The sequence below is a fragment of the Paeniglutamicibacter sulfureus genome, assembly GCF_039535115.1.
GTDB lineage: Bacteria > Actinomycetota > Actinomycetes > Actinomycetales > Micrococcaceae > Paeniglutamicibacter > Paeniglutamicibacter sulfureus.
In genome coordinates, this window is sequence record NZ_BAAAWO010000001.1 from 3864807 (window position 1) to 3890085 (window position 25279).

General features: G+C 63.5%; 26 protein-coding genes and 1 riboswitch. Of the genes, 19 read left to right on the plus strand and 7 right to left on the minus strand.

The features are described from left to right. Nucleotides 1-429: 429 nt before the first annotated feature. The 3 genes from ABD687_RS17500 to xdhC are packed head-to-tail and all read left to right on the plus strand — an operon-like array spanning nt 430 to nt 5095. Nucleotides 430-1938, plus strand: a complete 1509-nt coding sequence (locus ABD687_RS17500; protein ID WP_264268447.1) for a xanthine dehydrogenase small subunit — start codon at nt 430-432, stop codon at nt 1936-1938. After that, nucleotides 1935-4292 carry a xanthine dehydrogenase molybdopterin binding subunit gene (gene xdhB / locus ABD687_RS17505; RefSeq protein WP_310289371.1) on the plus strand — a complete coding sequence of 786 codons (2358 nt, stop codon included), beginning with the start codon at nt 1935-1937 and terminating at the stop codon, nt 4290-4292. The genes ABD687_RS17500 and xdhB overlap by 4 nt, the downstream gene beginning before the upstream one ends. Next, complete coding sequence (gene xdhC / locus ABD687_RS17510) at nt 4289-5095, plus strand: xanthine dehydrogenase accessory protein XdhC (protein WP_264268445.1); 807 nt, start codon at nt 4289-4291, stop codon at nt 5093-5095. The genes xdhB and xdhC overlap by 4 nt, the downstream gene beginning before the upstream one ends. Before the next feature lie 102 nt (nt 5096-5197). On the opposite strand, the gene ABD687_RS17515 is transcribed toward xdhC, so the two are convergent. Next, nucleotides 5198-5629, minus strand: coding sequence for a pyridoxamine 5'-phosphate oxidase family protein (locus ABD687_RS17515; RefSeq protein ID WP_264268444.1), 432 nt, complete (start codon nt 5627-5629; stop codon nt 5198-5200). A gap of 128 nt (nt 5630-5757) precedes the next feature. Between ABD687_RS17515 and ABD687_RS17520 the strand changes: the two genes are divergently transcribed. The 3 genes from ABD687_RS17520 (at nt 5758) to ABD687_RS17530 (ending at nt 7809) form a co-directional block, all read left to right on the plus strand. Next, nucleotides 5758-6837 carry an App1 family protein phosphatidate phosphatase gene (locus ABD687_RS17520; protein ID WP_264268443.1) on the plus strand — a complete coding sequence of 360 codons (1080 nt, stop codon included), beginning with the start codon at nt 5758-5760 and terminating at the stop codon, nt 6835-6837. After that, nucleotides 6838-7302 (plus strand): acyl-CoA thioesterase, encoded by a 465-nt coding sequence (locus ABD687_RS17525; RefSeq protein WP_264268442.1) that lies wholly within the window; start codon nt 6838-6840, stop codon nt 7300-7302. It begins immediately after the preceding gene. Between the two features lie 138 nt (nt 7303-7440). After that, nucleotides 7441-7809 (plus strand): avidin-fold protein, encoded by a 369-nt coding sequence (locus ABD687_RS17530; RefSeq protein ID WP_264268441.1) that lies wholly within the window; start codon nt 7441-7443, stop codon nt 7807-7809. Between the two features lie 96 nt (nt 7810-7905). Here the strand turns inward: ABD687_RS17530 and ABD687_RS17535 are convergent, their stop codons facing one another. Further along, on the minus strand, nt 7906-8340 hold the full coding sequence (locus tag ABD687_RS17535) for a hypothetical protein (RefSeq protein ID WP_264268440.1): 435 nt from the start codon (nt 8338-8340) through the stop codon (nt 7906-7908). A 15-nt stretch (nt 8341-8355) separates the two neighbouring features. Continuing rightward, nucleotides 8356-8479, minus strand: a riboswitch (SAM riboswitch). Nucleotides 8480-8525: 46 nt separating this feature from the next. On the opposite strand from ABD687_RS17535, the gene ABD687_RS17540 reads away from it, so the two are divergent. After that, a complete protein-coding gene (locus tag ABD687_RS17540; protein ID WP_264268439.1) occupies nt 8526-9131 on the plus strand; it encodes a histidine phosphatase family protein in 606 nt (201 codons plus the stop codon). Nucleotides 9132-9207: 76 nt separating this feature from the next. Here ABD687_RS17540 and ABD687_RS17545 read toward each other — a convergent pair whose 3' ends face one another. Together ABD687_RS17545 and ABD687_RS17550 are read right to left on the minus strand one after the other, a co-directional pair. Further along, entirely contained in the window at nt 9208-10578 is a 1371-nt protein-coding gene (locus ABD687_RS17545) for an APC family permease (protein ID WP_264268438.1), read from the minus strand. After that, nucleotides 10575-12209 (minus strand): amidohydrolase, encoded by a 1635-nt coding sequence (locus tag ABD687_RS17550; protein WP_310289367.1) that lies wholly within the window; start codon nt 12207-12209, stop codon nt 10575-10577. The genes ABD687_RS17545 and ABD687_RS17550 overlap by 4 nt, the downstream gene beginning before the upstream one ends. An 87-nt stretch (nt 12210-12296) precedes the next feature. On the opposite strand from ABD687_RS17550, the gene ABD687_RS17555 reads away from it, so the two are divergent. Continuing rightward, the gene (locus tag ABD687_RS17555; protein WP_264268436.1) at nt 12297-12953 is read left to right on the plus strand and encodes a TetR/AcrR family transcriptional regulator C-terminal domain-containing protein; all 657 of its coding nucleotides are present in this window, start codon (nt 12297-12299) and stop codon (nt 12951-12953) included. Nucleotides 12954-13028: 75 nt separating this feature from the next. After that, nucleotides 13029-13877, plus strand: a complete 849-nt coding sequence (locus tag ABD687_RS17560) for a siderophore-interacting protein (protein ID WP_302263413.1) — start codon at nt 13029-13031, stop codon at nt 13875-13877. Here the strand turns inward: ABD687_RS17560 and ABD687_RS17565 are convergent. Both ABD687_RS17565 and ABD687_RS17570 read right to left on the minus strand, forming a co-directional pair. Continuing rightward, nucleotides 13874-14794 (minus strand): DNA-3-methyladenine glycosylase family protein, encoded by a 921-nt coding sequence (locus tag ABD687_RS17565; RefSeq protein ID WP_302263414.1) that lies wholly within the window; start codon nt 14792-14794, stop codon nt 13874-13876. The genes ABD687_RS17560 and ABD687_RS17565 overlap by 4 nt on opposite strands. After that, nucleotides 14791-15387: a DNA-3-methyladenine glycosylase I gene (locus tag ABD687_RS17570; RefSeq protein ID WP_264268433.1), complete on the minus strand. Its 597-nt coding sequence runs from the start codon at nt 15385-15387 to the stop codon at nt 14791-14793. Before ABD687_RS17570 ends, ABD687_RS17565 begins: the two co-directional genes overlap by 4 nt. Before the next feature lie 63 nt (nt 15388-15450). Here ABD687_RS17570 and ABD687_RS17575 point away from each other — a divergent pair, with 63 nt between their 5' ends. Further along, nucleotides 15451-15849 carry an ArsR/SmtB family transcription factor gene (locus ABD687_RS17575; protein WP_264268432.1) on the plus strand — a complete coding sequence of 133 codons (399 nt, stop codon included), beginning with the start codon at nt 15451-15453 and terminating at the stop codon, nt 15847-15849. Next, complete coding sequence (locus ABD687_RS17580; RefSeq protein ID WP_264268431.1) at nt 15846-16760, plus strand: cation diffusion facilitator family transporter; 915 nt, start codon at nt 15846-15848, stop codon at nt 16758-16760. Before ABD687_RS17575 ends, ABD687_RS17580 begins: the two co-directional genes overlap by 4 nt. Nucleotides 16761-16905: 145 nt before the next feature. Here the strand turns inward: ABD687_RS17580 and ABD687_RS17585 are convergent, their stop codons facing one another. Then, entirely contained in the window at nt 16906-17136 is a 231-nt protein-coding gene (locus tag ABD687_RS17585) for a hypothetical protein (protein ID WP_344761007.1), read from the minus strand. Nucleotides 17137-17236: 100 nt separating this feature from the next. Here ABD687_RS17585 and ABD687_RS17590 point away from each other — a divergent pair, with 100 nt between their 5' ends. The 8 genes from ABD687_RS17590 (at nt 17237) to ABD687_RS17625 (ending at nt 25276) form a co-directional block, all read left to right on the plus strand. Next, a complete protein-coding gene (locus ABD687_RS17590; RefSeq protein WP_264268430.1) occupies nt 17237-18754 on the plus strand; it encodes an APC family permease in 1518 nt (505 codons plus the stop codon). A 71-nt stretch (nt 18755-18825) separates the two neighbouring features. Beyond that, a complete protein-coding gene (locus ABD687_RS17595; protein ID WP_302263416.1) occupies nt 18826-20037 on the plus strand; it encodes a cytochrome P450 in 1212 nt (403 codons plus the stop codon). Nucleotides 20038-20089: 52 nt separating this feature from the next. After that, entirely contained in the window at nt 20090-20281 is a 192-nt protein-coding gene (locus ABD687_RS17600) for a ferredoxin (protein ID WP_264268428.1), read from the plus strand. A 2-nt stretch (nt 20282-20283) separates the two neighbouring features. Next, nucleotides 20284-21513, plus strand: a complete 1230-nt coding sequence (locus ABD687_RS17605) for an NAD(P)/FAD-dependent oxidoreductase (RefSeq protein ID WP_310289360.1) — start codon at nt 20284-20286, stop codon at nt 21511-21513. Between the two features lie 28 nt (nt 21514-21541). Next, nucleotides 21542-22957: a glutamine synthetase family protein gene (locus ABD687_RS17610; protein ID WP_264268426.1), complete on the plus strand. Its 1416-nt coding sequence runs from the start codon at nt 21542-21544 to the stop codon at nt 22955-22957. Then, on the plus strand, nt 22957-23679 hold the full coding sequence (locus ABD687_RS17615; protein ID WP_264268425.1) for an ABC transporter substrate-binding protein: 723 nt from the start codon (nt 22957-22959) through the stop codon (nt 23677-23679). Before ABD687_RS17610 ends, ABD687_RS17615 begins: the two co-directional genes overlap by 1 nt. Then, nucleotides 23676-24446: a gamma-glutamyl-gamma-aminobutyrate hydrolase family protein gene (locus tag ABD687_RS17620; protein ID WP_264268424.1), complete on the plus strand. Its 771-nt coding sequence runs from the start codon at nt 23676-23678 to the stop codon at nt 24444-24446. The genes ABD687_RS17615 and ABD687_RS17620 overlap by 4 nt, the downstream gene beginning before the upstream one ends. Beyond that, a complete protein-coding gene (locus tag ABD687_RS17625; protein ID WP_310289356.1) occupies nt 24443-25276 on the plus strand; it encodes a gamma-glutamyl-gamma-aminobutyrate hydrolase family protein in 834 nt (277 codons plus the stop codon). The genes ABD687_RS17620 and ABD687_RS17625 overlap by 4 nt, the downstream gene beginning before the upstream one ends. Nucleotides 25277-25279 lie beyond the last annotated feature (3 nt).

Consider the following 25279-nt stretch of genomic DNA (forward strand, 5'->3'; position numbering starts at 1 on the left):
ATGGTGCGCTTTACCCATGGTAGCTATCGACCGGACGCGGGGCTGAGTGGGTGACTGGCGGTTCCGGGCACGGGAGGTTTTCCGGTTCACCCATGTGAAACGACCGGGAGTCACAGCTGTGAACCACCAGACGGCCGGCTTTGAGCACAAAGACGGCAGCCGGGGACAGCAGGTCTCCGCAAACTTTTGACTGTTTTGTGAACCAAGCACATTGATGATCTGAAAATGTCGGAGGACCCCTCATGGGTGGAACGATCGCTTGGCCGAAAGGGCAGATTGCCCACGGAAGCTAAGCTGGCCTGCACACAGCGAGCCAGCTGACCCGGACTTCGGCTCCTGACGCTGATACGCAGGCCGCTTTGTTGCGTGCCCATCATCGATCGTTCGTACACAGCGCTTTCCGCTCGGCGGGAAGTAGGAGGAAGCGGCATGACCGCCAAACCAACCACAGACTCCCAGTGCTTGATTACCGTTAACGGAGCGGTGCGGGAATTTACCGGACCAACGCATACCAACGCCCTGGACTTCCTGCGCGGTGAAGGACTTACCTCATGCAAGGAAGGGTGCGCCGAAGGTGAATGCGGGGCCTGTTCCATCCTGGTGGCCAGAGCAGACGGCGAAGCCACACGCTGGACCGCACTAAACGCCTGCCTCCTGCCGGCCGCTGCCCTTGACGGGCAGGAGGTGATTACCGCCGAAGGGCTGGGGGACCGCACCCGCCTGCATCCGGTCCAGCAACAGATGGTCGAGCACGGTGGATCCCAATGCGGTTACTGCACCCCGGGATTCGTCTGCAGCATGGCCGCCGAATACTATCGACCGGAGCGGGCAACCGCCGCAGGAGCCCCGCCGAATGAAGAGGACGCAGCAGACCAGCACTGCGGGCCAAATGGGTTTGACCTGCATGCGCTTTCAGGCAACCTGTGCCGGTGCACCGGGTACCGGCCCATCCGTGATGCCGCCTTTGCGCTCGGCACGCCGGCGGTGGATGACGCGCTGGCTGCCCGCCGCGACCAGCTGGCTCCGGCCGTCGTGCACACAGACCTGTCTCGCGCCGATACCCCCACGGGCCAGCTCGGCCGCTACCGGAGGCCCGGAACCCTGGAGGAAGCACTGCAGATCCTGTTCGAGGAACCCGGGGTGCTGCCCCTCGCCGGTGGAACCGACTGGGGCGTGGAGGTCAACATCAAGGGGGCACGGGCCCGTTCCCTGCTGGCCATCGACCGGCTGAGTGAACTGAGGCAACTGGATGTGACTGACACGCACATTGAGATCGGGGCGGCTTGCACGCTCAGTGAACTGGAACGTGGACTGCACGGACGGATCCCACTGCTGGGCAAGCTCTTTGGCCAGTTCGCTTCCCGGCTCATCCGCAACAGCGCGACCATCGGCGGGAACCTGGGCACCGGCTCACCCATCGGCGACACGGCTCCGGCCTTGTTGGCCCTGGACGCCGAGCTGGTGCTTGGCTCGGTGACGGGCCAACGGGTGGTGCCATTGGCCGACTACTTCACCGGGTACCGACAAACGGCCCGTCAGCCCGGCGAGCTGATCACCGTCATCCGCGTCCCGCTGCCCCTTTCCGGATTGACCTCATTCCAAAAAATCTCCAAGCGCCGCTTTGACGACATCTCCAGTGTGGCCATCGGCTATGCCCTCGCTGTCCAGAACGGCATCATCACCAAGGCGCGGATCGGCCTGGGCGGGGTGGCGGCCACCCCGTTGCGCGCGACCGCCACCGAAGCGATGCTCGAAGGCCGGGCATGGGACCTGGAAACCATCCGCGCCGCGGCCCAGGTCATGGGTGAGGAAGGAACCCCAATGGATGACCACCGGGCCAGCGCCGAATACCGGAAGGCGATGCTCGAATCCTCGTTCGAACGGTTCTTCGCCGCACAACTGCAAGTCGCCCATTCGTTGAAGGGAGAAGGCAAATGAGCCGGTTGTCCCAACGTCCCGACCGTCCCATCGTCGGGGAAACCCATCCGCACGAGTCGGCGGTGGGACACGTCACCGGAAGTGCGTTGTACACCGATGACCTGGACCGGCGGTTGGTCGGAGTGCTGCATGCCTACCCGGTGCAGTCAACGCAGGCGCACGCAAAAATCCTGAAAGTGGGTATCGACGGGGCCTACCGGGTTCCCGGCGTGGTCCGGGTGATCACGGCATCGGACATCCCGGGGGTCAACGACCAAGGTGCCAAACGCGACGAACCGATGCTGCCGGTGGACGAGATCATGTTCTATGGCCAGCCTGTGGTGTGGGTGCTCGGCGAGGACCTGGAAGCTGCCAAGGCCGGGGCAGCCGCCGTTGAAGTGGACTACGAACCGCTCGACTCGTTGATCACCCTGCAGGATGCGATCGCCGCGCAAAGCTTCCACGGAATCCAGCCCGTGATCGACAAGGGCGACAGCCAAGCCGCCATCAGGGACGCCGCGCAGGTGTTTGAGGGGGAGTTCGAGTTCTCCGGCCAGGAACACTTCTACCTGGAGACCCAGAACTCGCTGGCCATGGTGGACGAAATCGGCCAGGTGATGATCCATTCATCCACCCAGCACCCCACCGAAACCCAGGACATCGTCTCCCACATACTGGGGATCCCCGCGCACCGGGTCACCGTCCAAGTGCTGCGCATGGGAGGCGCCTTCGGCGGCAAGGAAATGCAGTCGCATGGCTATGCCGCGGTGGCAGCCCTTGGGGCCTTGCTCACCGGGCGGCCGGTACGGGTGCGGCTGGACCGCACGGTGGATATCACCATGACCGGCAAACGCCACGGCTTTCATGCCAGCTGGAAAATCGGTTTTGACGACGAAGGAAAGATCGTGGGCCTGGATGCGACGCTGACCGCTGATGGAGGGTGGAGCCTGGACCTGTCCGAGCCGGTGCTGACCCGGGCGCTGTGCCATATTGACAATGCCTACTGGATACCAAATATCCGGGTTCACGGCCGGGTCGCCAAATGCCACAAGACCTCGCAAACGGCTTTCCGCGGTTTCGGGGGGCCACAGGGCATGCTGGTCATGGAGGACATCCTGGGCCGGGTGGCCCCGCAACTGGGGATGAGTGCCAGGGAACTGCGTCGTCGAAACTTCTACGTACAGGGGCAGGACACCCCGTACTACCAACCGGTGCGACACCCCGAACGGATGGAGGCCGCCTGGCAGCAGCTGCTGGACGGTGCGGAGATTGAACGTCGCGAAGCCGAGATTGCCCGATTCAACGGGAGCCATGAGCATGCAAAGCGGGCCTTGGCCCTGACACCGGTGAAATTCGGGATCTCTTTTAACCTCACCGCGTTCAACCAGGCCGGCGCCCTGGTGCTGGTTTACAAGGACGGATCGGTGCTGGTGAACCACGGTGGCACTGAAATGGGGCAGGGGCTGCACACCAAGATCCTGCAGGTGGCAGCCACCACCCTCGGAGTCCCCCTCGATAGCGTGCGGATCGCACCGACTCGTACCGACAAGGTTCCGAACACCTCGGCTACGGCGGCCAGCTCGGGCAGCGACCTGAACGGCGGGGCCGTGAAGGATGCGTGCGAGCAGATCCGTGAACGGCTCGCCGAGGTAGCGGCCGTAAAGCTGGGTGTTCCCGCCCACGAGATCAGGTTTATCCGCGGTACGGTCTCCAGCCTCAGTGGACGCGAATCCATCGGCTGGAATGAACTGGTTCATGCCGCTTACTTCCAGCGGGTCCAGCTTTCGGCAGCAGGTTTTTACCGGACCGAAGGGCTGCACTGGGACTTGGACATCATGAAGGGGGAACCGTTCAAGTACTTCGCCTATGGGGCGGCGGCCAGTGAAGTGGAGGTCAGCCGTTTCGACGGTTCGTACACCTTGCGCCGGGTGGATGTGGTGCACGACGTGGGGGATTCGCTCTCCCCGCTGATTGACCTGGGACAAATCGAAGGCGGATTCGTGCAGGGGACGGGGTGGCTGACCCTGGAGGACCTGCGTTGGGACACCAGCGACCGGCCCACCAGGGGACGGCTGGCGACTCAGAGCGCCAGCACCTACAAGATCCCGAGCCTGTCGGAAATGCCCGAGGTCTTCAATGTCTCGCTCCTGGACAAAGCCCATGAAGAGGGTGCGGTCTATGGTTCCAAGGCCGTGGGTGAGCCCCCACTGATGTTGTCACTTTCGGTGCGCGAGGCCCTGCGCCAAGCCATTGCCGGTTTTGCCGAGCCCGGAACCAGTGTGTGCCTGGCTTCGCCGGCCACGCCCGAAGCGGTGTTTTGGGCGGTTCAGGCGGCCCGCGAGCACAGTGCATTGATCAGCGGGCGATCATCATGACCTGGATTGATGCGGTGATGCGGCTGCGGTCCCAGCGGGTCCCGGCGGTTTTGATCACCGTGGTTGGTGTGCGCGGGCATGCACCGCGCGAGGCCGGAACCAAGATGGTTGCCACCATTGACGAGCTTTTTGAAACCATAGGTGGCGGCAACCTGGAGATGACCGCGGTGACACGGGCCCGGCAAATGCTCACCGAGTCGCTGCACGTGCCCGAAACAATGACCTTGCGGCTGAATGACAAGGCTCCGGCGACCTACGGTCGACAATGCTGTGGAGGAGAAGTGACGATCTTGCTTGAACCGATGGCCGTACCCCCGACGGTGGCGATCTTTGGCGCTGGCAATGTGGGTCTTGAACTTGCCCGCATTCTTTCTCGGCAGGACATTGAACTGTATTTGAGCGATTCCCGCGAGGAAAACCTACAGGGGCTGAACGCACTTGAACCGGCAGTGGCGCGGATTCATCCGAAACTGGCCGTCATTGGCGAAGAAGTGCTCAGTCGGTTGCCTGGTGGAACACACGTGCTGATCATGACCCATGACCACGCCGAGGATTTCCACCTATGCGATGCTGCGTTGCGGCATCCGAATCTTGGCTCGATCGGCCTGATCGGGTCCAACGCCAAATGGCAGCGATTCCGCAAGAATCTTGCGCAAAGCGGACATGAGGAAGCTGTGATTGGGAGGATCGACTGCCCCATCGGAGATCCTGAGGTCGTGGGTAAGGATCCGGCCACCATTGCGGTGAGCGTAGCAGCCGACCTTCTCAAACGCATGATTAAGGTCAACGCCGTCAAGGTCTGATCACCAGCCGTCCGTCCCCGCGGGTGTGGGGCCGCAAACGGCGATATCCAATTAATTCCCATTGAACCGCCGACAACGCCGAAAATAACGCGACTGCAGTACCTAGTCTGCCTCGGGCTGTGCCCCAAGGACGAAGTGGCGCCCCGAGATGCCGGTGACCTCGATCTTCACCCATGATTCCTTTTGAGTGGGGATCCAAGGGGATACCCCGGAGCTGCGGGCCACTTCGATTTCCTTGCTGGTTTGCAAGTGGTGTGCCTGGCCGTGCACGACCACCGACCACGCTTCGTCGGAGAGGATGCCGTCGGCTTCGAACGCGACCGCATCGTGTACCGTGAGGGCCGCAAGTTTTTCGCCCGGCCCGGTGCGGAGATAGATGGTCTTGTCCAACAGACCGAAGTTCACCGGGAAGATATCGATGGTGTTGCCCACGGCGGTTGCCAGCCGGCCGTGGCTGGTCCTTCCGAGTAGGCCCCAAGACTCCTCATCTGTCAGCGTTAGCACGGGCTGGTCTGCATCATGGTTGAACATCATGCCCCCACACTTCTATGAAGTATGAATAAATACCAGTGTGTCGAGGATTGCCGCCTTATTTCATGCCATGGCGGCGCGTCATCCTTTCGATCCACCGCATGCCACCAGCTCATGAAAGACTGGGGATCATGGTCAAGGAAACAGGATCAGAACGCGCCCGGCACATCGCAGCACGCTTCGAGGATCGCCTTTACGAGCTTCGCGCAGAGAGCGCCCGCGAACGCGGGCTGATCCCTACGGTGCTGCCCTACACTGGATACGGCTTGTCGGATCCGGAGAACGGCTGGGTGCGCATCTTCGCCCGGGTGCTGCTGGCCAAGCCCGGCGCCTTCGAAGACGGGCGCCACCTCGCGAAGGTCATCACGGACGGCGTGCGGGGCTGGCGTAACTTCATGTCACCGATCCTGCCCCACGGCGAGATCGAGGCCCACATCAACGGCGAACGCTTCAAGGTGCAGGCAGACCGCGGGGGAGTGGTCGATGTCCGCGTGGCCGCCTCGCTGGAACCCGGCTGGAACGAGATCAGCCTGCACGTCGAGGGTGGGCCCACCGTCACCGCGCCGATTGTGGTCGTTGACGGGAAGCAGGAGTTCGGGGTGCTCTCGGACGTGGACGACACCGTGGTGGTCACCGCGCTGCCGCGCCCGCTGCTGGCGGCGTGGAACTCGTTCGTGCTCTCCGAGCACGCCCGCCTGGCCACACCGGGGATGCCGGTGATGATGGAGCGGCTGATGCGAGACAAGCCCGGAGCCCCCACCTTCTATCTCTCCACCGGTGCCTGGAACGTCGCCCAGACCCTCACCCGATTCCTCTCACGCAACCTCTACCCGCAGGGCCCGTTGTTGCTGACCGACTGGGGAGCCACCGAGCGCGGCTGGTTCCGTTCGGGCATGCAGCACAAGGCCGACCAGTTGCGCCGCCTCGCCGCCGAATTCCCGAACATGAAGTGGCTGCTGATCGGCGACGACGGCCAACACGACCCCTATCTCTACGCCGAATTCGCCCGCCGCTATCCCCGCCATGTCGAGGCCATCGTCATTCGCCAGCTGACCCCCTCCGAGGCGGTGCTGGCCGGTGGGCGCAGCCAGGGGATCCTGAATTCCACCCCCGGAGTGCCCTGGGTCTACGAGCCAGACGGGTCGCGCATCGCCGAGAAGCTGGAGGGCCTGGGCATCATCAGCCCCGACGATCCGGCAAGGATCGACTGAATGTCCGGACACAAGATCCGCGTCGAGGTCCCCATGCGCTGGGGAGACATGGATGCCTACGGACACATCAACAACGTAAACCTGGTCCGCATGATGGAAGAGGCGCGCATCGCCGGCTTCGGGGTGCCCGGCGGCACCGGAAAGCCCGGCATCATGCCGCAGGTCGACCTGTTCTCCACGGTCCCGGAAAACACGCAGATCCTGGTCGTCGAGCACCGCGTGCGCTACCTCAAACCGTTGGACTACCGCAACGTCCCGGCGCACGTGGATTTGTGGATCAGCACCATCAAGGCCGCGAGTTTCGACATCAGCTACGAGTTCCACGATCCGGTGGACGGCGGGGTGTGCGTTCGTGCTGCAACCACCCTGGCATTCTTCTCCGTTGACGAGCAGCGATTGCTTCGACTTAGCCCGGGGAACAAGGAAGCGCTGGCGCAGTACGCGGCCGACCCGATTTTCCGCTAATGCTTTCTCTTTCCGGACGCAATGGACAATCGTTGCCGTGCAAGGCCTAATGCCCAGCCCCGCCTAGGAACACGTCGAACCGTCACATTGAGACAAGCCTTGGACTCTCCCGTGCAATGCGTTGCTATTGTTCGGAGCATGAGCACCGAAACTGCACCTCAGGCAGACACCGTGTCCTTGGACGGCCGAGTATTCTGCGGCGTTGAGAATTCTGCAACAGGAGAAGTAGGGCAATCCACCACATTTACCTACCACCAAGATCACGAAGTGGTTTGGGCAGAGTACTCCGGTGGTGCAGTCGTCCGAGGCTATCTCGTCGGCACTCGCAATGCGGATAAATTGAACTTTCGCTACGTTCACCTTGGCGCTAACAAGGAAACCTCAACCGGAGTTTGTGAATCGGTCATCGAGGTCCTTGACGACGGTCGGGTACGTTTCCATGAATCGTGGGCATGGGAATCCCGACCGGAAACGGGAAACAGCATTGTCGAAGAGCTGAAGCAATAGCCCGTTCTAAACCACCGAAAAAGGGGTGGCCCGCCAAGCACCGGTGGACTGCGACCGCCAACTTTGGGTCCACGGCCGTCTCAGCCGCCCGGAATCCTAGGAAAGTTGCAGGTTGCCCGTCAGGGACTCGAAGTCGCGGGCCAATTCCTCATCGCGCTCGAAGGTACATGCAGAGAGCGGTTCGGTGCTGAAGGAAAAGTAGCGCAGCCCGGCACTGTGGCGCGGATCGGCGGGAAGCGCAATCGCGTTGCTGTGGAAATTCACCCGCCCAAGTGAAATCCCCGGAGCCGGCTGCGGCGCAATGCGCAGCAGCTGCACAATGACCGGCAGGTCGTGGGCGAACACCTGGTGGTGGGTGCCTCCGGCAAAGACATGCAGTGTCAGGCCCTGGGTCAGGGACATCGCGACCTCGATGTCAGCGGGCGCCCAAAGCGTGGGGCGGGCCATGAGGCTCCTGATCGCCCGGGGATTGGTGCGGTGTCCGGAGTGGAACGAGGTACAGGTGTCGATGGAACGTGACTCATTGCGCAAGGTGGTGGCGCCTTTCGTGTGCTCTTGTCCCCAAGGCAGCGGCTGCTGCCAGGACCGCTTCGTCATCCGAACCACCCTTGAAGCATGGGGTTGGTGTCGCGCCGGGTCGGAGCCCAAAGCTGACGCGTATCTCGTGAAGCTAATTTCATCCTACCAAACGCCCGGTGACGTTTTAGAGTGAGTGAATGAGACTCATCTTGATCCGCCACGGGCAGACAGCCTCCAATGTGGCCCAGGCCCTGGACACCGCGGCCCCCGGCGCGCCGCTGGACGAGACCGGCCTGGCCCAGGCACGGGAACTCGTCCGGAGGCTCGGTGCCGAGGATGTGGACGCGGTCTTCTCCTCGCCGTTGCTGCGCGCCAAGATGACCGCAACGCCCTTGGCCGATTCCCGCGGACTTGTCCTTGCCGAGCACGTGGGGCTGAGCGAAATCTCCGCCGGTGACCTGGAGATGCGCAACGACCCCGAGGCCCAACTTGCCTACCGCGACGTGTTTTTCCGGTGGCTTTCCGGCGACCTTGCCGCCAAGGTTGCTGGCGGCGAGGATGCGCACACGGCACTGGATCGATTCAACTCGGTCATCGAACAGGCGCGCGCAGCTGGGACCGGAAAGCTGGTCGTGGTCAGCCATGCCGCAATGCTGGTGACATGGCTTGCCTCCCGAAGCACCAACTTCGACCCCGGCCTGCTGAGCCCGCTGCCACTGGCCAACACCGGAGTGGTGACGCTGGATGCGGTAGCAAGATCGCGGTGGACCATGCGCAGTTGGCAGGACCGGCGTCTGGACTAGAAAGTCCCGTTCTGCAACCGGCGATGCCGCCCGCACGGCGCCGAAACGTCGTGGGGGCGGCAATTCAGGATCGGCGTCAGTCCTCGAAGGAAAGCTTCGGCGGGGTGGTGCGGAAGCCCTTGGTGCGGATGGCCAAAAAGCCGATTCCCGCGGCGAACCACATCAGTCCCACCACAAGACTGACGCCGGAGAGCGAGGTCCACAACCAAATGGTCAGCGCGAATCCCACCAGGGGCATGAGCAGGTAGAGCAACACCGAACGGGCACCGCGCGCCTTAGCATCCATGAAGAAGGTCTTGATGACCGAAAGGTTCACCATGGAGAACGCAACCAGGGCCCCGAAGCTGACCACCGAGGCCGCAGTCTCCAAGCTGACGAAGAGGTAGGTCAGCGACACCGCGGAGACCACGAGGGTGGCATAGACGGGGGTGGAAAAACGGCGATTGAGCATGCCCATGCGGCGCGGCAGCAATCCGTCACGACCCATGGAGTACAGGATTCGGGTCACGCTGGCCTGCGAGGCCATGGCCGAACCAAATGACCCCACAACGTAGACCGCCACAAAGATCGCGGTGAGCACCGAACCGCCGACCCCTGCCATGAGCTCGACGCCCGCGGCATCCGGATCGGTGAAGGTGGTGTGGTCCGGGTGGATCAATGCCCCGGCCCAGCCAACGACGATGAAGATCAGGCCGCCGGCCAAGGTGGTGAGCACGATCGCGGCGGGAATCGTCTTGCCGGGATTCCTCGCATCCTCCGACAAGGTCGAAATAGCATCGAATCCCAGGAACGAGAGCGAGAGGATGGCAGCGCCGGAGAAGATCGGGCCCAGGCCGTCGGCGCCAAAGGAGAACGGTGCCAACAGGCTTGGGGCATCGGCGTTGATGACCTGGTTGAGCACCAGCGCCACGAAGATGCCGATCATGAGCACCGAGGAGGCGACCACCGTGGCGCTGAGCCGGCCGATGAACTTGATGCCGATGATGTTCAGGCCCAGCACCAGCACGAGGGACACCAGCGAGAACGCCCAGGCGGGGACCGCAGGGAACTGCGTGTTGAGATAGATGCCGATGAGCAGAAAATTGATCATCGGGATGAACAAGTAGTCGAGCATCAGCGTCCAGCCCGTGGCAAAACCGACAGTTCCGCCGAAGGCCTGCTGGGTGTAGGCGTAGGCGGATCCGGCCTGCGGCACCGCCCGGGACATCTGGGCGTAGCTGAAGGCCGTGAACAGCATGGTCACCAGTCCCACGATATAAGCGGCCGGCAGATGTCCGTTGGTCACCCCGGTCACCACGCCGTAGGTGGTGAACACCGTGACCGGCGCCATGTACGTCAGTCCGAAGAGCACCAGGAAAGGTATGCCCAGGACCCGCTTGAGCTCAGTGGGACGGGCGCCGTGTATGCTGCCGGATGCCGGAACATGAGCCGAGATCTTGGTATTCATCGTATTCCGTCCAATGCCGGTTCGGGTGTCGTCAGGTGGGTGGGTTTGCCGGCAAGCCAGGTGCCAAGGACCTTCACGCCGGCCACGTCGTGTTCCGCGATGGAGCGTGGATCGCTCTCCAGCCAGACCAGGTCCGCGATCTGCCCCGCTGCCAGGGTTCCGCGTTCGTGGTCGGCAAAGGCCTGGTAGGCGACCTGGGCGCTGTAGGAGTCCAGGGCATCGACAACGCCGTAGGGGGCCCCGGCCAGCGGAGGAATGTCGGGGTCGGACAGCCCTGTGCGGGTCACTGCCGTGCCGATGCCCGGCATCGGGTGGTGGTGTGTGACAGGCCAGTCGCTGCCAAAGGACACCCTGACGCCCGAGGCGGCGACCTCGCTGATCTGGAACTGCCGTGACGCCCGTTCGGCTCCAAGCCGTGGGAAGGTCAGTTCGGTCATGACGGTGTCCCGCTGGGCCCACAGCGGCTCGAAGTTCGCGATGACGCCCAATTCCCTGAACCGTGGCAGGTCGGTGGGGGAGATGGACTGCAGGTGGGCCATGACCGGTCGGCGGTCGCGTGGGCCGTTGGCGGCAACGACCGCCGCAATGGTGTCCAGTCCCTGGCGAACGGCGGCGTCTCCGATGGCGTGCAGGTGCAATTGGAAACCCATGAAATCCACGGCGATCGCCGCATCGATGAGTGAGTGGTCTTCCCAATTGGGCAGGCCGCGGCTGCCGGGGCAGTCCGCATAGGCATCGATCATGTGGGCCGTGTGCGATTCAACGATCCCGTCCAGGAAGAACTTGATGGTGTTTGCGCCGAGCAGTTCCCCGCCGGCGGCGATCACGCGGTCCCTGGCTGCGGCAAATTCGGGCAGTTGCCCTGCCCAGCGCAACGGGTCAGCGCGGAAGGCAAGGTTCACCCGGGTGTGCAACGCCCCCTGTCGTGCGGCGGCGAGGTAGGCGTCGAGGGATTCCGTTTCCACCCATGCGTCTTGCACCCAACTGACACCGGCCCGGGCAAATGCCGAGGTGGCCCGGCTGAGGGCGGAGACCAAGGTGTCCTGGCCGTGTGCGGGAACATGGGCGGCAACCAGGTCGATGGCGCCGGGTTCGCACAACGTCCCCAGGGGAGAGCCGTCCGGGCGACGGATGATACGGCCGAGCTCGGGCTCTGGCGTGTCCGAGGTGATCCCGGAAATTTCCAGTGCCCGGGAATTTACCCATACCGTGTGGTAGTCCCAGGCGCGCAAGAGTACGGGGCGGTCGGAAACGACGCTGTCGAGCCATCGGGCATCGAAGCATCCATCTTCGGACAGTGTTGCGTCGTAGCTGGCACCGACGATCCAGTCGTCCCCGGGGTGCTCGTCCGCCCAGCGTGCGACTGCGGCCAGGATTTCGTCGAGGTCCGTGCAGTGGCGGATCTGGGGACCGACGTCCTCGAGCCCGGCAAAGAGGGGGTGGGCGTGGCCGTCGCCGAAGGCGGGCCCGAGGTAGCCGCCGCGCAGGTCATGGAGGACATCGGCGATCGATGCCAGGTCCCCGGCGGCCGGACCGATGGCGGTGATGATTCCGTCGGTGACCGCCACGGCGGTCGTTTGCCCCGCAGGGGCACCGGCAACCGAGCCCGAATGAAAGACTGTCAAGGTCAAGGGGTGCAGCTCCCAACTAAATTTAATAAGATTAAATAAACTGTCGCCTACCTTATCTGTGGGCGGAGTCACACGCAAGGGGTTTTGGTGGATTCGTCAGAAGTTCGTCGCGCCGGTCGGCCGCGCACGTCGGTGCTTGACCGCGAAAGGATCCTCGTCGCGGCCCTTAGGCTGCTCAATTCAGTGGGGCCGGAGAAGTTCTCCATGGCAGCGCTCGCCGGCGAGCTTGGGGTCAAGCCGCCCGCGCTCTACCACCACGTCAAGAACAAGCAGGCGCTGTTGGTGGGGATGCGCGAGGTAGTCAATGAGAGCATTGATGTCAGTGGTTTCGGAAGTTTGTCCTGGCGGGAAGCCGTGGAGCGCTGGGCTCGGTCCTACCGGGCCGCATTTTCCGCACACCCAAATGCCATTGCCCTGTTGGCCACCGAGCCCATCACAGGGGCGACTCGAACCTTGGCCATGTATGAATGCGTAGTGCAGGGATTCCTTGCCGCCGGCTGGGAGGCCTCCGCAGTCATGGGCGACATGGTGGCGTTGGAGTCGTTCATCCTGGGATCCGCGCTTGATGTGGTTGCCCCGGATGACATGTTCGATCCCGGCGACGCCGCTGCGCAAACCCCGGGGCTGGCCGGAGTCCTCGCTGCGCAGTCTGCGCTTGAGGGCTCGCGCGCGAACCATTCCTTTGAGGTCGGGCTGGCGATCATGATCGACGGTCTGGCCCGGCGCAATGGAGTAGGCATGTGAAGTTGGCATTGGCTTGGTCGATGCCCCATCGAATAGGATAGGTTTACCTTCCCTAATCCAAGAAAGTGGTAATTAGTGAGTACGCAGCGTTCAGCACGTCCGGTTCGGCCCCAGGTAGTCCTCGAGGTTTTGGCGAGCGAGCGACTGAGTCCCCACATGATGCGACTGACCTTCGGCGGGCCGGGGTTCGTGAACTTCCAGGACAAGGCCGTCTCCGACCGCTACGTCAAGATCCTCTTTGCCAAGCCCGAACTCGGGCTGGTTCCGCCGTATGACCTCGATGCCCTGCGCGAGCAGCTGGCTCCGGAAGACTTCCCGGTTCGACGCACTTACACCCTGCGCCACGTGGATCTCGAGGCCCAGACCGTGCAGATCGACTTCGTCATCCACGGCGACCAAGGCCTGGCCGGGCCCTGGGCGCAAAACGCCAAGATCGGTGATCAGATCTGCTTCGCCAGCCCGGGCGGGCTCTACACTCCCGACCCGGCATTCGACCGCCACCTGCTGATCGGCGACGAGACAGCGCTTCCGGCGATTTCCGCAGCCGTCGAGGATATGACGCCGGACATGGTGGGCGACATCTACCTTGAGGTGTCCGGTCCCGAGGACGAGGTTCAGCTGGATGTGCCCGCCGGGGTCAACCTCCACTGGTTGCACCGCGGCGGCTACTTCACCCCGGAGAACACCAAGCTCGAGGAAACCGTGCGCAACTCCGACTGGCACGAGGGGACCGTGCAGGTCTTCGCCCACGGCGAGCGTGAGACCATGAAGTCGCTGCGTGCCTACCTCAACGGGGAGCGAGGGGTGGACCGCAAGGCCATGTCGCTCTCCGCCTACTGGGCCTACGGGCGTGCTGAGGACGAATTCCAGGCCGAAAAGAAGACGCCCATCGGGCAGATCTACCCCGAGGCGATGAACGCCTAGCCAGGTTGCAGGCCGGGGCGACCCCTGTTGTCCGAGGCTCCGGGCTTGGGTGAATCGGTCGACACCGGTGCCAATGGGTCCGAGGCCCACAGGTGGACCATGGCGTAGGACCGGTATGGCGCCCAGGATTCCGCCAATCTGGATGCCTCGCGTTCAGTGATCCTGTTGAGGGCTCGCCTCGCAACCAGGTCGCCGGGCACGAATGCATCCGGATCGCTGCGGCCGCGCATCTGCAGGTAGTCGGCCGTCCAAGGGCCGACGCCGCGCAGTGCCAGAAGTTCGGCGCGTTCCAACGGGATCCCCGCGGTACCGGAAAAATTCTTGGCGTCGAAGCTTTCCGCCATGGCGAACAAGGTGGCCGCGCGGGACTTGGTGAGGCCGATGGTTTCACGCAGCATGTCAACTCCGTGCTCGACCACCGCAGCCGGGGTGGGGAAGAGGCGAAGGCCGTCTGGCCCGTCGTTGCCGTAGGCGCCGACGAACCGTCCGCCAAAGGTCCGGCCCGCCGCCAGGGACACCTGCTGGCCAAGAATGGTGGTGGCTGCGGCCTCGAAGCCGTTGAGGTATCCAATCAGGCGCAGCCATGGCCGGGACCGGACCAGGGGGCCGAGCAACGGGTCGCGGGCGAAATGCCCTTGCATGGGTGCGAGGTCCGAATCCAGGTCAAGCCACGCTCGAACCACGACCTCCAGCTCGTCAAGGCCCCGGGCGTCGGCCTCGGCGCAGGAAAGTCCGACCCCGTCCTCGGCAAACTCCAGCCGGACAGACTTCGGCCCCGAAGCCGTCGAAACCGCCCGGGTGTGCCGCAAGGCGTCGGGTTCGTGGATGTCGAGCGTGGGAATCGAATGGATGCCGAGAGTGCGCATCATGTGCCCGGGGTCCAGCAAGCCGTTGGATTTCAGGAGGCGCGAGCTCATGCGGTCCAGATGCCCGAGGTGCCGCGGCGATGGGATCCCAACAAATGGGTGTCCACGATGCCCAATGCCTCCATGAGCGCAAACATGGTCGTGGGTCCCACGAAGGCGAAGCCGCGCTTCTTCAGCGCCTTTGACATCGCCACGGATTCGGGGCTGGTGGTGGGGATGTCCTCGAGCGCGTTCGGTGCCGGGGTGGAATCGGGCTGGAACGACCAGATGAAGTCGGCCAGGCCGCCGTCCTCGCGCAGTGCGATGGTGGCCTTCGCGTTTTTGATGGTCGCCAGGATCTTGGCGCGGTTGCGGATGATCCCGGCGTTGCCCAGCAGCTCTTCGACCTTCGCATCGCCGAAGCCCTCGATGACCTCGGGGTCGAACCCGGCGAAGGCCTCGCGGAAATTCTCGCGCTTGCGCAGGATGGTGGCCCAGGACAGCCCGGCTTGGAACGCCTCGAGGCTCAGCCGCTCAAAGACGCCGTGCTCATCACGCACCGGCATTCCCCACTCGGTGTCGTAATAGGTGCGCATCATCGGGTCAGTCGCCGCCCAGGACGGTCGGGCGAGGCTGTCTTCGCCAATGATTATTCCGGTGCTCATGTTCCAATCCTGCCACGGCTCTTCCTCGTTGGCTTTATCGCCACAAATCGCTATCATCGTAATATGACGATGCTAGATCGAGCGGACCACGAACGCCAGGACGCCCTTGAAAGCCATGCAGCAGCAGCGGCCCTTTTCCATGGACTGGCCGACCCCACTCGGCTGATGATCCTGGCGCACCTGCGCACCGGGGAGCACAAGGTCAAGGAACTCACCGAGCACCTGGGCCTGGCCCAAAGCACCGTGAGCGCCCACCTTTCCTGCCTCCGCGACTGCGGCCTGGTGACCTCGCGGGCACAGGGTCGGGCCAGCATGTTCTCGCTGGCAAACCCGCAGCTGTTGCTGGAGTTGCTTGGCGATGCGAACCATTACATCGGCATCAGCGAAGACCACGAACTGGACACGCACGACTTCACCGCGGTTCATGATCCTTCCCGGGCGCAGGAAGGCGTCCGCCAATGAGCCACGACCACGACCACGGTTCGGCCACCACCAACCGCAAGAAGCTGGCCTGGGCCTTTGGCATCACCGCGACGATCCTCATCGCCGAGGTGATCGGAGCATTTCTCACCAACTCGTTGGCGCTACTCGTTGATGCCGCACACATGCTCACCGATTCCACCGGTCTGCTGCTGGCACTGACCGCGGCCACGCTGGTCATGCGAAAGCCCACCGCCAAGCGCACCTGGGGATTCCGCCGGGCGGAAGTGCTCTCCGCGACCCTCCAGTCGGCCTTGCTGCTCGGTGTGGGTGTCTATGCGCTGATCGACGGCGTTCGTCGCCTTTTTGAGCCGACGGAAATCTCCGGCGGCGGTCTGCTGGTTTTTGGCATCATCGGCCTGCTTGGCAATGTCGCCTCGATGCTGATCCTGGCTTCCGGCAAGGACGACAACCTGAACATGAGGGCCGCCTTCCTGGAAGTCGTCAACGACGCCCTGGGATCCGTTGCCGTGATCATCTCCGCGATCGTCATCTCCATGACTGGTTGGATGCAGGCGGACTCGATCGCCGCCATGTTGATAGCAGCGCTGATCATCCCGCGTGCGTTGAAGCTGCTGGGGGAGACCACGCACATCCTGCTGGAATCCACCCCCAAGGGCCTTGACCTCGAAGACGTCCGCGCCCATCTGGTCGCACACCCGTTGGTGTTGGCGGTCCACGACCTGCACGCCAGCCAGATTGCCACGAACCTACCGATTCTTTCCGCCCACGTCGTGGTGGAGGACGAGGCATTCCACACCGGCGCCGCGGCAACCCTGCTGGGTGAATTGCAGTCGTGCGTCGCCGAGCACTTCGAGGTGAGCATCGAGCATTCGACCTTCCAGATCGAGTCACACAGCCACCAGGCCCCGGAGCACGAGCGGCACGACTAGGTGATACGCACCTGACGCATGTGGGGGATTTTCGGTATTGCGTGAAGCGCCCGTGGTCTAGTTTTTGAAACTGGACCACGGGCGCTTTGTTTTGCCGGCACGTTGCTCGACGGCCCACGGACGAGATTCCTCGGATCGGTTTGCCTCATGACGGTGGGGTGTTGCGCTCTCGTTGAACTTTACCTTCGGAAATAAAGTTTAAAAGGCCATTCGCATCGCGGGGAAGGCTGGTGCGATCGTCTTTTTTCTGCATGAAGTTAGGCTTTTCGCCCCGAGGCTGGTGATGTTTGGGGCGAATTGGCCATATTTGGCCATCGATGTCGGCTTGGCCCGCTGTGGAAATGTTTTCGGAGGCCTTGCGCACTAAATCATTCACAGATACAGTTTTTATTTATCAGAGGTCGCGTGATGTGAATCACAAGGGTGCGTGGCTCTGTTCACTCGACCCAACCACCGAAATCCAACAAGGAGACGTCGTGTCCATAGAGTCACGTAAAGTACCTGAGGCCTCATCGCATGTGCATGACGAGGACGCCGCTCACCTGGCATCTCTCGGCTACGAGTATGAAGCCCAGTTCAAGCGAGAAATGACGTTCTGGGGGAACGTCTCGCTGGGGTTCACTTACTTATCGCCCGTGGTGGGAATTTATTCTCTCTTTGCGATCGCATTGGGCACCGCGGGGCCCCCGATGTTTTGGTCATTGCTCATAGTTGGAGCCGGGCAGATGTTCGTCGCCATGGTCTTTGGTGAAATCGTGTCGAACTACCCGGTGGCCGGCGGAGTCTACCCGTGGTCGCGACGCCTGTGGGGCCGCAAGTGGGGTTGGATGAATGGCTGGGTTTACCTTGTCGCGCTTCTGACGACGATCGCCTCCGTGGCTTACGGTGCGGGCCCGTATCTTGCGGCCTTCCTCGGAATGGAAAGCAGTGTCGACGCGACCATCGTGGCGGCCTTGGTCATTATCGCGCTGGCAACCTGCCTCAACCTGCTCGGCACCGGCGTATTGAACAAGGTTGCCATGCTCGGCTTGATCGCAGAACTCGGCGGTGCCGTCGTCGTGGGCCTCTGGTTGATTATCGGACACCGCAACCATGACCTAGGCGTACTCTTTGAAACCTTCGGCGCCGGTGAGGGGTCCGACTACTTCGTGGCCTTCGCGGCAGCAGGATTGATAGGCATCTTCCAGTACTACGGCTTTGAGGCCTGCGGCGACGTTGCGGAAGAAGTCCCGAACCCAGGTCGCACCATCCCCAAGGCCATGCGCATGACAATTTACATTGGGGGAGCGGCAGCGATGTTTGTCTGTCTCTCGCTCATCCTCGCCGTCCCCGACTTCGGTGCAGTGATTTCAGGTGCCGACTCCGACCCGCTCGTGGGCGTTCTGATGGCGGCATTTGGCCCTGTTGGATACAAGGTCGTGCTCGGGGTGGTGTTGGTTTCCTTCGTCTCATGCGTCTTGAGCCTCCAGGCTGCTGCGAGCCGTCTGACCTACTCCATGGCCCGGGACGGAATCCTGCCATGCAGTTCCCTGCTGAGCCGATTCAGCGATCGCCGCCACGTACCTCCGTATGCGCTGCTGATCGCCGGTGTGTTTCCCGCGCTGGTCGTGATCGGTTCCAAGATTTCCGAAGATGCGCTGGTCGCCATCATCTCCTTCGCGGCCATGGGAATGTACCTGGGATTCCAAATGGTCGTGCTTGCCTCACTGCGGGCCAGGCTCAAGGGCTGGAAGCCTGCAGGCAAGTACCAGCTAGGTCGCTGGGGCGTTCCGGTCAATGTGATGGCCCTACTGTGGGGCGTACTGGGCATGATCAACATGGCCTGGCCGCGGACACCGGAAGCCGGATGGTTCGCCAACTACATCGTCTTGATTTCCTCGATCTTCGTCCTTGGAATCGGGGGGCTGTATCTGGCGCTTCGCAAGCCCCACCTCAAGGGAGACGCCCCCGCCGCGGATGCCTGCAGCGCTCCCGCAACAGTCGGCGGAAGCTAAAAGCGCGAAGCCACGATCAACCGTTGGGCGACCGCCCAAGAAGTCCAGTACCACCACGAAAGGATCGCACCATGAGTGTCGAAACCGCCCCGAACCAACTCAACGTCCCCTATCTCGACATCTCGGATCCGAGCTTCGCCATGCAGTCCGAAGAGCTCCGCAATGCCCGCGAGGCCAGCTGGTATGCAAAGACCAACTACGGCATCGCCGTGTTGCGCTACGACGAAGTCAGCAAGCTGCTCAAGAGCCCCAAGCTCATCCAGGGCAGTGCCAAGTGGCCCGCCCACAACGGAGTGCATGGCGGACTGTTCTTTGACTGGTGGACCAAGAATCTGCTCGTGTTGGAGGGCGAGGACCACCACCGGATCCGGCGTTTGCTCAACCCGGCCTTTTCCCCGCGGCTGATCAAGGACCTGGTTCCACGCTTTCAGGCGCTGGCTAACGAACTCATTGACGAATTCATTGACAGCGGCTCCTGCGAGTTCATCGGAGATTTCGCCGAACCGTATGCCACCCGCGTGCTGACCATCTTGTTGGGCATTCCGGAAAGCGAATGGCCGACCATTGCCCGGCTTGCCTCCACCATAGGTCTGGCACTTGGCGTCACCTTCAAACAGGACCTGGACAAGGTCGACGCGGCGGTGGCCGAGTTGTACGCCTACGCCGAAGACCTCATCAAGGACCGCCAAGCAAACCCGGGCGAGGATTTTGTCTCCCGGCTGGTCCTGGCCAGCCGGGACGGCGACAAGCTTAACGACGAGGAACTGCGCAACGCACTGGTGCTGCTGATTTTCGGGGGCATGGACACCACCCGCAACCAGCTAGGGCTGGCCATGCAATCCTTCATGCGCAACCCGGAGCAGTGGGAATTGTTGTCGGCGCGGCCGGAGCTCGGCGCCAAGGCCGTCGAAGAGGTCATGCGCATCAACCCAACCGTCACCTGGGTAACCCGCGAGGCAGTCGAGGACTTCACCTATCAGGGACTTGAAATCGCCGCCGGCACCACCGTGCACCTATTCACCCAGGCTTCCGGCACCGATCCGCTCGCGTTCCCCAACCCCGAACTGGACCTGCTTGGTGAGCACCCCGCCCACTACGGGTTCGGCGGCGGAGTACACCACTGCCTCGGTCACTTCGTGGCCCGTGCCGACATGAGCGAGGCACTTCCGTTGTTGGCCAGCCGCCTCGGCAACCCGCACCTGACTGGCGGGGACGAGTGGCTGCCCGACTCGGGCAACACCGGTCCGATTCGGCTACCCATCGGTTTCACCAAGCGCAACTAGGCTCCACGCGCCTCCCCACCTCACCACCAGCAGCAAGGAAACGAGCTCCACCATGGCACAAATCACCGTTGACCGTAAACTATGCGACAACCATGGCCAGTGCGCCATCGCAGCCCCGAAAGTCTTCACGATGAACGACGAAGGCATCCTCGAATTCGAGGAGTCCTTCGATGACGCATTGCTGGACGAGGTCGAGGAAGCCATCGATGTGTGTCCCGTCCAAGCCATCTTCGTGCAGGACTAACGATGGGTCAGCGGATCATTGTCGCCGGCGCTTCGCTCGGGGGACTGCGCGCCGCAGAACAGCTGCGCGCTGCCGGGTGGGAAGGAGAAATCCTGGTCGTCGGGGAGGAAGCGCATCCTCCCTATAACCGTCCTCCGCTCTCCAAGGACGTCCTGGCAGCACCGGGAACACCCGAGGAGGCCCTTGCCAAGCTGGCCTTCCGGCCACGGCGCAGTGCCACCGGAATCCAGTGGCGCTTGGGGACGCGCATTGCTGCTTCCAATCTCACCGACCGCACCATCACCCTCAACGACGGGGAAGAACTTGGTTTCGACGGTTTGGTGATTGCCACGGGGTTGCGTCCGGCCCGCGTTGAGGCCCCCGGACCCTTGAGCGGTCGACACGTCTTGCGCAGCATCGATGACGCGCTGGCCCTACATGCGGTGCTCCTGCCGGGAACCCGGGTAGCGGTGATCGGCTCGGGGTTCATCGGATGCGAAAGCGCGGCCACCGCGGCCTCGCTGGGCTGCGCAGTGACCCTCGTGGAGGGACGCACTGGCCCCATGGAGCGACCTCTGGGATCGGCACTTTCCGCCGGGGTGCGGGAAATGCTCTCGCGTCGCGGTGTGGACTGCCGGGAGGCGGTCTCCGTGGTCGCCTATCGGGGAGAAGGAGCCTGCACCGGCATCGAGCTTTCCGACGGCAGCACGGTGTCTGCGGACGTGATCATCGAGGCCGTGGGATCCCATGCCAATGTCGAATGGCTGCAGGGAAACGGACTGGACCTCGGCGACGGCGTGGAATGCGACAGGTACCTGCGCGTCCTAGCCGTCGACGGGCAACCGGTGCCCGGCGTTGTGGCCGTCGGAGACATTGCGCGGTACCCCGATGTCCGCAACGGGCTGCCCGCCCGGCGCGTGGAGCACTGGGCGACGCCCACCGACACTGCCAAGATCGCCGCCCCCGCGCTAATCGCCGGGATCGTCGGCCGGACGCCGGCAGAGGCCCCCGCCCCGCTTCCGTCTTTCTGGACCGAGATCTTCGGAACCCGGATCAACGGCGTCGGTTCCCCTGCCCTCGCCGAGGAAACCCGAATCCTGGAGGGCGACCCCGGCCAGCCCCAGGAGGGAGTCGCGGTGGGCTACTACCGCGGGAACACGCTCATAGGCGTCGTCAACGCCGGCTTGCCGGCATCGCGGCACTTGCATTACCGCCAGCTCGTGCTCGACGCCGGCGTACTTGTCACCAACTAAGACTTCCAGAAGAAACGAGTTGAGTCCCATGACCTTGCAAGCACTGAGAACCGAATCCGACGCCATGCTGGACCGCGAGTCCTTTTCCCGGCACCAGGCACGCAACCTAGAACCCCAGATCGTCAAGGATCTCGCGGCGAAGATCGAGGCCGCCGGGGTCGAGTACATCTACTACGCGCTGCCCACCATCGGATCGCGCGTGGTCGCCAAGATGGTTCCCGCCAACCACTTCCGCCGCAACCTGGAAAAGGGAATCTGCTTCCACCGCACGGCGCTATCCGACCTCCAAAACGACCGCCATGGAAACCTGATCGGCGGCGGCATCGAGGCCCGCGAGTTCTGGGCCCTGCCGGAGCCCGAATCCTTCGTGGTGCTGCCCTGGGACACCTCGGTCGCCCGAATCTTCTGCACCGCCTACGAGCCCCCGCACCTGCCGGAGGTCGGCGGTCGACCGCTTGCCATCGACACGCGTTCCCTCCTGGCACGCACCCACGCGGCGTTCACCGAGCGCACCGGTTTCGAAGTGCGCTCGGGCACCGAACCGGAAATGACATGGGAAGGCCCCGGACTCGAGGTCGTCAAGCGGCCCGGTTCCAGCCCCGCCTACCAGGTGGAAAACCTCGAGCGCATGCGCCCGATCTACAAGAAGCTCGTCACTTACTCCAAGGCCATGGGCCTGGACATGATCGAGGGCGACTACGAGGACGACGGACAGCTCGAACTGAACTGGATGTACGACCGCGTGGAAAACACCGCCGACCGGCTGGTCACCTACCGGCAGATCTGCAAGCAGGTAGCCCGCGAGTTCGGGGTCACCGCTTCCTTCATGCCCAAGCCCTACAACGGCCAGATGGGCAATGGCTGCCACCACAACCTCAGCCTCTGGGACGGGGACACCAACGTCATCGAGGACGCCGGACGTTTGGAACTGCACGTCTCGGAAACCGCGCGGCACGCCATTGGCGGCATGCTGGCCCACGCCCAGGGATCCATGGCCGTGATGGCCTCCACCGTGAACTCCTACAAGCGGTTCTGGGACGCCGGGCAATTTGCTCCCTCCACCGCCAACTGGGGCCTTGACTCGCGCGGCTGCCTGATCCGGATCTCTGCCAACGGCCGGATGGAGTACCGAGTGCCGGACGCGGCGGTGAACCCCTACTTGTCCCACACTTTGCTGATCGCCTCGATGGAGGACGGGATCAACCGCAAGCTCGAACCGGGCGCTCCCGACGAGGCCTGCGACAACGCGCCGGCGCTCGGTGCCCAGTTGCCGCTGACCCTCGGCGACGCCATCGGCGCGTTCGTTTCGGACACCTACCTGACCTCGCAGCTGCCGGCGGACCTGGTGTCCATCTACACCAAGCTCAAGGAAGAGGAATGGGCCCGCTACTGCGGCTCGATCACGGAATGGGACCGCGAAATGTACTGGGAGACGATGCCGTAATGACAACGCTCAAACTGGCCTGCATCGACGCTGACGCGCCGCCGCTCTTTTCGCTCCTCGATTCCAACGGACAACGCACCGGATACGAACCGGACGCCGCGAAACTTGTGGCCTCGCGCATGGGCAGGACCATCGAATGGGTCGTTATGGGATGGGACGAGATGCTGCCCTCGGTACGCGACCACCAGGTGGATGCGGTGTGGTGCGGACAGGGCATCATTCCCGAACGCCAGGCTGTCGTAGATTTCACCCGCCCGTATGCGGTCTTCGATGAAACGGTGCTGGTGCGCAAGGGAGACCCTGCACGCACCCCGGCCGACATAGTCGGGTACCGGGTGGCCGCCATCGATGGCAGCGCCAATATGGCATTGGCTCGAACCTTCGAGGGGGCGATCATCGTTCCCTTCAGCGGGGACACCGTCTATGAAGACATGCTGGCGGCGGTCGCCGACTCCAGCGTCGATGCCATGGTCGACGATGACGTGGTGCTGGTGCCGCTGGGCGATGACCCGCGCTACGACGTGGCCTTTACCGTGGCAACCCGCAACGCGTGGGGGATCGGGGTCGCCAAGGACAACCTCTTCCTGCGCGAGGAACTCAACGTTGCACTGGCCGCCGTGATTGCCGACGGCAGCCTGCGCGAGGTGTGGGACACCTGGATGCCAACGCTCGGTTTTCCGTTGGGGCACAGCCTCGAGGCAATCGCGGGCAGCCGGGCATGACGGACGGTCCAAGCGCCGCCCGCCGCCCGCTGATAGGCGTCCCGGGCATGTGGTCGGCCAAGGTGCAGGGCATGCGCTTCGCTGGGGCTGCAGTGGCCGTCGGGGTGCTGGCCGGCATTGACAGGGCCGGAGGGGAACCTGTGGTCCTGTTTCCGGGCAGCAGCGAGTCGGCGGCCGACCAAGTGGCGCGATTGGACGGGGTGGTCATTCCAGGCGGCGCCGACATCGACCCGCGCCGCTACGGAAGCGAGCCGGACGAGCACTATTGGCCGGCCGACTACCCGGGACAGGACGACTACGAGGCCGGTCTACTACGGGCCTGCCTCGATTCAGGGATCCCGACCCTGGCCATCTGCCGGGGTATGCAATTGCTCAACGTCATCCACGGCGGAACGCTGGTGGGCCATTTGGCACCCGGCGAGATCCAGCACCGCGGTGCCGAGCACCCGGTGACCTGCGAGCCCGGCACTCTCCTTGCCGCGGTCCTGGGGCATGCCCCGGTGCGTACATCCTCGTACCACCACCAGGCGGTCGAGCGCATCGGCGCGGGGTTGCGGGTTGCCGCCACGGCGCCGGACGGAGTCGTTGAGGCGCTGGAGGTTCCTGGCGCATCGCTGCTGGCGGTCCAATGGCATCCCGAGGATCTGGCCGAGGCATCGGCCACCGATCATGCACTTTTCAGCTGGGTCGTCGAGGCAGCCCGGACCCGCCGGGCCACCGAGTCCCACCGCGAGCAGACGAAAACCTTGGAGGTTTTGAGTTTATGAGCACCGATCCACGAGAAGACCGGGTATTGACCCTGGACGAGGTCATCCCGGAAGGGTTTGACTTGCTTCCCCCGGATGCTCCGCTGGTGGCAGTGGTGGTATCACTGACTTTCCCCGGCATGGTTGGCGAAAGCCACAGGATCATGCGCGACTTCACTCGCAGTGCCTTCGACCAATTACTCGAAAGCGGTGCCCGCGCTGTGCTGATCGACAGCTCCGCGGCGGACCCACAGGCAGCGCTGGCCGCCGAGGAAGCCGACGGCGTTTTGTTTCTCGGCGGCGGCGACGTGGACGGGTCGCTGTACGAACTTCAAGGGCCGATCCCCAAGGCCTACGGGGTGGACCGCACCGCCGATGAATTCTGCATCGCCATGATCCATCGGACCCTGGAGAAGGACCAACCGCTGCTCGCCATCTGCCGGGGATCCCAGCTTTTGAACGTGGCACTCGGCGGGACATTGGTGCCGGACATCGTTCCCTCGACCCTGCACCAGGGGCAATCCGGCCAGCCGATGTTCCTCGACGAATGGGTGACTCTCGCCGAAGGTAGCAAGATCCACGGGATCCTTGGCCATGAGCGAGTCACTGTGCGTTCCGGGCACCACCAGGCCGTGGACCGCGTGGCAACTGACTTGGTCGTCAGCGCCGTGGCCGACGACGGGATCGTGGAGGGCACCGAGCACCCCGGGAAAACCTGGGTCGTGGCCGTGCAATGGCATCCGGAGGACCGGGACGGATCCGCTGAAGACCGCCGCGCGATCATCGGAGCCTTGGTGGAACAGGCCGTTCTGCGGCGCCTGCAACTGGCTCGGCACGCGCAGACTGCCTGATGC